Annotated in this window: 6 protein-coding genes; 5 read left to right on the forward strand and 1 reads right to left on the reverse strand. The window is 69.7% G+C overall.

Annotated elements, in window-relative coordinates; genetic code table 11:
- The coding region (locus ACFX43_RS01515; RefSeq protein WP_378816132.1) for a hypothetical protein at positions 1–186 on the reverse strand (186 nt) is incomplete at its 3' end.
- A 73-nt stretch (positions 187–259) separates the two neighbouring features.
- On the opposite strand from ACFX43_RS01515, the gene ACFX43_RS01520 reads away from it, so the two are divergent.
- The 5 genes from ACFX43_RS01520 to ACFX43_RS01540 all read left to right on the forward strand — a co-directional run.
- The gene (locus ACFX43_RS01520) at positions 260–1,258 is read left to right on the forward strand and encodes a glycosyltransferase (protein WP_378816135.1); all 999 of its coding nucleotides are present in this window, start codon (positions 260–262) and stop codon (positions 1,256–1,258) included.
- Entirely contained in the window at positions 1,255–2,259 is a 1,005-nt protein-coding gene (locus ACFX43_RS01525) for an NAD-dependent epimerase/dehydratase family protein (RefSeq protein WP_378816138.1), read from the forward strand. The genes ACFX43_RS01520 and ACFX43_RS01525 overlap by 4 nt, the downstream gene beginning before the upstream one ends.
- Positions 2,256–3,032, forward strand: coding sequence for a class I SAM-dependent methyltransferase (locus tag ACFX43_RS01530; RefSeq protein ID WP_378816140.1), 777 nt, complete (start codon positions 2,256–2,258; stop codon positions 3,030–3,032). Before ACFX43_RS01525 ends, ACFX43_RS01530 begins: the two co-directional genes overlap by 4 nt.
- A gap of 3 nt (positions 3,033–3,035) precedes the next feature.
- Positions 3,036–3,875 carry a hypothetical protein gene (locus tag ACFX43_RS01535; RefSeq protein ID WP_378816143.1) on the forward strand — a complete coding sequence of 280 codons (840 nt, stop codon included), beginning with the start codon at positions 3,036–3,038 and terminating at the stop codon, positions 3,873–3,875.
- Positions 3,872–4,998 (forward strand): hypothetical protein (locus ACFX43_RS01540; protein ID WP_378816146.1); only part of this gene is annotated, 1,127 nt, incomplete at its 3' end. The genes ACFX43_RS01535 and ACFX43_RS01540, both read left to right, overlap by 4 nt.

The following is a 4,998-nucleotide window of genomic DNA, read 5'->3' on the forward strand; positions in this document are numbered from 1 at the left end:
GAGCAGTGCGTCGCCGAGGTCGACCTCGGCGACACGGACCGCTAGCACCAGCGTCACGCCCACGACCAGCACGCCCGGGAGCAGCCCGGACCAGGACCCTCCCGCAAAGACGTGGCCCGAGAGCATGCGGTCCGAGGAAGGCTTCGCCCCAGGTGCGACGCGTACGGTTGCCGGGTCTGCAGTCACCCGGGCGATCATGCCAACAAAACTCCTACATGGAGTACACCGAAGCCCCTCCGGATGCGCTATTTTCCTAGCGATGTCCCTCACCCACACCGTCTCCGTCGTCATCCCGGTCTACCGGGGCGCCGAGACCCTTCCAGAAGTGGTGAGCGAGGTCGTCGACCTCGCCGAACCGTTCGTCACCCCGAACGGGCACCAGGGACGTGTCACCGAGATCCTCCTGGTCCACGACCATGGCCCGGACACGTCCGATCTCGCGATGCGACAGCTCGCCGAGAAGTACGACATCGTTCGCCCGATCTGGCTGAGCCGCAACTTCGGCCAGCACGCCGCGACTCTCGCCGGCCTGGCGTCGTCGGGATCGGACTGGATCGTCACGATGGACGAGGACGGACAGCACGACCCGGCGTACATCCTGCCGATGCTCGACACCGCGCTCAGGGAGCGGGCCGCCCTCGTCTACGCCCGTCCCACCAACGCGGCGCCCCACGGTCCGCTGCGCAACCTGACGTCGCGCGGCTCGAAGGTCGTCATCGACCGGCTCATGCCCGGTGGCAGCGCCCGGCAGTTCAACAGCTTCCGGCTGATCCTGGGCGAGTACGGCCGGAGCGTGTCCGCCTACGCCGCCAACGGCGTCTACCTCGACGTCGCCCTGAGCTGGGTGATCTCGGACGTGGCGACCTGCCCGGTGGAGCTGCGCGAGGAGGGTGAGCGGCCCTCCGGCTACAACTACCGCTCGCTGATGTCGCACTTCTGGCGGATGGTTCTCACCGGCGGCACCCGACTGCTGCGCGCGGTCAGCATCTGCGGAGCCCTGCTCGCCGCCTCCGGCATCGTCCTCGCGGTCGTGCTGGTCGTCGCTCGTCTTGCCGGCGGGGTCCCGGTCCAGGGCTGGACCTCGTTGATGGCGGCCGTGCTGGTCTGCTCCGGCGCCATCATGCTCACCCTCGGAGTGATCGCCGAGTATCTCGGCGTCTCCGTCAACATGGCGATGGGCAAGCCGCTCTACGTGATCGTCAGCGACCCCGCGAACGGCCCGCTTCGCGAGTCATCCCTGCCGGGTCATCCCAAGTGACCGGCGCTCGGCGCCCATCCCGACCGCCGACGCTCGTCGTCGGTGGCGGCGGTCTGCTCGGCCGCCACGTACGCAGCGCGCTCGAGCGCTCCGGGGCGTCCGTGCGGACGACGAACGTGCCCTGGCACGACCCGGTCGCCGCCCGCGCCGTCCTGAGGTCCGAGCTCACCTCCTTCGTCGACTCGTCGCCGGACGGCCGCGTCAACATCGCCTGGTGCGCCGGCGCGGGCGTGGTCTCCACCCCGGCAGACGAGCTCGAGACCGAGGTGTCGCTCTTCCGCGACGTACTCGATGACCTGCGTCCGGCACTGCGGCACACCACCCGGCTCGCGTTCTTCTTCGCCTCCTCCGTCGGTGGCGTCTACGCCGGTTCGGCCGATCCCCCGTTCACCGAGCTCTCCGAGCCCCGTCCGCTCGTGGCGTACGGCAGGGCCAAGCTGGCCATGGAGGAAGCGGTCAGCGCATTCTGCGCAGAGACCGGATCCGTGGCGCTCATCGGCCGGATCACCAATCTCTACGGGCCCGGCCAGAAGCTCTCCAAGCCCCAGGGCCTCGTCTCTCAGCTGTGTCTGGCCCAGCTGCGCGGCACGCCGCTGCCGGTCTGGGTCTCCTTCGACACCATCCGCGACTATCTCTACGTCGGTGACTGCGCCGAGATGGTCGTCGACGCCCTCGACGGGCTCCACGAGCACGTCCGCAGTGCCGGATCGAATGCCGTCGTCAAGATCCTGGCCACCGGCACCGGAGCGACCCTCTCGGCCGTCATCGGAGAGACCAACCGGGTCTTCAGGCGACGGACCAGGCTGCGCATCCCGGGAGCCGGCACGCCCGGCCAGGCACGCGACCTGCGGGTCCGCAGCGTCGTCTGGACGGAGCTCGACAAACGGACACAAACGCCTTTCTCCGTTGGCGTGCGTCGCATCGCCGATGAGATCGCACTGGCCTACGCTGCTGGTACCTCCGCACTTCCGACGCACGTGAGCGAGATCTCCATCCGATGACCGAAACGGGCATGCTGCTTGGCACCACGACGGGCGGCTCTCCCTCGATCGCCCAGAGCGACTACTGGTGGTACCGAGCGCGCACCCGGATCCTCGAGACCGTCATGAAGCCGTACGTCGGGACGCCACGCCGCCTCCTCGACGTCGGCAGCGCCGACGGCCCCAGCGTCACCTGGCTCCGGGGCACCGCCGAGCATCACGTCTCGCTGGACGTCGACCCGCGTGGCCTCGCCGACGGCGGTGTGTGCGGCTCCGCGACCCGGCTTCCGTTCGCCGACGGCTCCTTCGACGTGGTCGCGGCCTTCGACGTCATCGAGCACTGCGAGCCCGAGGCCACTGCCCTCGCCGAGATCGAGCGCGTCCTCGCCCCCGGCGGCCGCTTCCTCATGTCGGTTCCGGCGTACAACTGGGCCTGGACCCGCCACGACGACCACAACCACCACTACCGGCGCTACACCCTGCGGCGGGCGGTGGAGGCGATCAGGGCAGCCGGGCTCTCGCCCGTGCGAGCGACGTACGGCTTCACGGGTACGTTTCCGATGTTCGCCGCTCAGCGCCTGGTCACCCGGGTCAAGGAGCGCGGTCCGGCCAGTGCCCAGCAGCTTCCCGACGGCGGCGTCGCACCGCTCCCCGAGGTCTCGCCCGGGATCGAGAAGGTCCTGCTCGGCGCCACCCGCATCGACGAGCGGCTGCTGACCCGGCTCGACCTGCCGTTCGGGTCCTCGGTGCTCGTGGTCGCCGTCAAGACCGATTCGCTAGCTCTCGGAGACTGAGACTTGGACACGAGCAACCACTGGTACGGACACGCGCACATCCTCTCGGAGTACTGCGGCCTCCCGTTCGAGCAGCCGCGCCCGATCTGGGGTGTGCTCCAGCACGGCTGGAACCTTCTTCACGGCTTCGGCCCGGGCCACGAGCCGCCCTACGGCTTCCCCAAGTTCGTCTGGTCCCACGCGAACCTGCGCCGCGGCCAGGCGGTCGGCTGGCGCGACTATGCCGTGATCGGCGCTCCCTGGAACTACCTGCTGGAGCTCAAGAAGGACGTCGAGCCCGTACCCCCTGCCGACGAGCGCGAGGGAACGATCTTCTATCCGTTCCACACCTGGGACCACGGTGAGGTCAGCGGCGACCACGACCGGCTGATCGCGGAGATCCGGGACACCGAGGAGGGTCCGGTGACCGTCTGCCTCTACTGGATCGAGTACGACATGCCGGAGATCCGTCGCCGCTATGAGGACGCCGGCTTCCGGGTCATCTGTCACGGCAAGCGCGGCACGTTGCGTCAGGGCACCGACATCCGCTTCCTCCACAAGCAGTACGCGGAGCAGATCCGCCACCGCCGGGTTGCCTCGAACCGCCTGACCACTGCGATCTTCTACGGCGCCTCGGTCGGCTCCGAGGTCGCGGTCTACGGCGACCCGATGACCTTCGCCGACGTCAGGGACGCCAGCGTGAGGGACGGCAACGAGCAGGCCAAACGGCTGTTCCCCGAGTTCCACGGGGTGGAGACCGACGCAGAGGAAGTACGCGCCACGACCGTGCGCGAGCTCGGGCTGGATGCCATGGCGTCGCCTGCTGAGCTGCGCGCGCTCTTCGGATGGGAGATCACAGGATGAACGACATCGACACGGCTTCGAAGGTCGGCGCCTACAGCGTCGTCTCAGGAGACATGTACGACTGGTCCGACATGGCCGGCGCTGACAGGTGCCCTCGCGGACCGGTCCTGACCCGGTTCGCCGTCGCGACGGCAACCGGCGCCTCCCACCTGCTCGTCGTCGGCCCGCACGACCTCGACCTGCTCGATGCGGTCGTCGACCGCGCCGCGACGACGACCGTCGTCCTGCGCACCCACTCCGACGCCGAGCTCGTCTCCGAGCGGTACGCCCACAGGGCGGTCGACGTCGTCTGCGGCGATCTGCGTGCCTGGACCCCCGATCGGCCGGCCGACGCCGTGCTCGCGCTGGACGGGTTCGGACGGGTCGCATCGATCGACGTCGACCCGGCGGACTGGCACGCGATCGCCGAGCACCTCACCGGTCTCGCGACAGGCGACTCCCGTCTGGCGCTGGTCGTTCCCAACCCGGGATCCCCGCTCGCACAGCTCAGGGCCGTCAACCCAGAAGCATCCAACGAGAACGCCGACTGGTCGTTCCCCGTCCATGATCGTGCGAACCCGCGAAGCCTCGCGGACGCGAGCGCACGGTTCGGCGGTCGCGGCTACACGCTGTGGCCCGACGTCGGCTCTCCGACCCTGGCCGCAGCTCCCGAAGCCTGTTCGGTGGCGCTCGCGGTCGCTCACGGCCGGCCCACCGACACCCCCACGCTGCGCGAGGTCCAGCCTGCGCTCGGCCAGGCGCTGGACACGTTGGGAGCCGCGGGAGCCGCCGGCGGTTGGCTGGTCACGCGCGGCCTCGAGACGATCTCGTCGGTCGTCGGTGTCGACCGGACCGGTGACGAGACGTCCTGGACCGCTGCCGAGCGGTCCTGGCTGATCGAAGCCATGCACGACTCGGCACGCCGTGACGCTTCGGGCCTTCGCCACCACGTACGCCGGCTGCGCGACGCGGTCGCCGACGCACCCGAGCGTTGGTGCGGTCTTCAGGTCGACGAGATCGGCCTCGACGCCGGCCACGTCGTCCCGGTCCACGAGTCGACGGTGAAGCTCGGCGAGTCCGCCGACGAGATCCTCCTCGGGCTGCTGGACGAGCTGGCTGCGTACCTCTGCGCGGCGGGGGGGGG

This window comes from Nocardioides sp. YIM B13467, from assembly GCF_042788075.1.
Taxonomy (GTDB): Bacteria; Actinomycetota; Actinomycetes; order Propionibacteriales; family Nocardioidaceae; genus Nocardioides.

Bases quoted from the DNA above. Each gene is read 5' to 3' on its own strand.
- ACFX43_RS01530 (WP_378816140.1), top strand. From the start codon at position 2,256: ATGACCGAAACGGGCATGCTGCTTGGCACCACGACGGGCGGCTCTCCC.
- ACFX43_RS01520 (WP_378816135.1), top strand. From the start codon at position 260: ATGTCCCTCACCCACACCGTCTCCGTCGTCATCCCGGTCTACCGGGGC.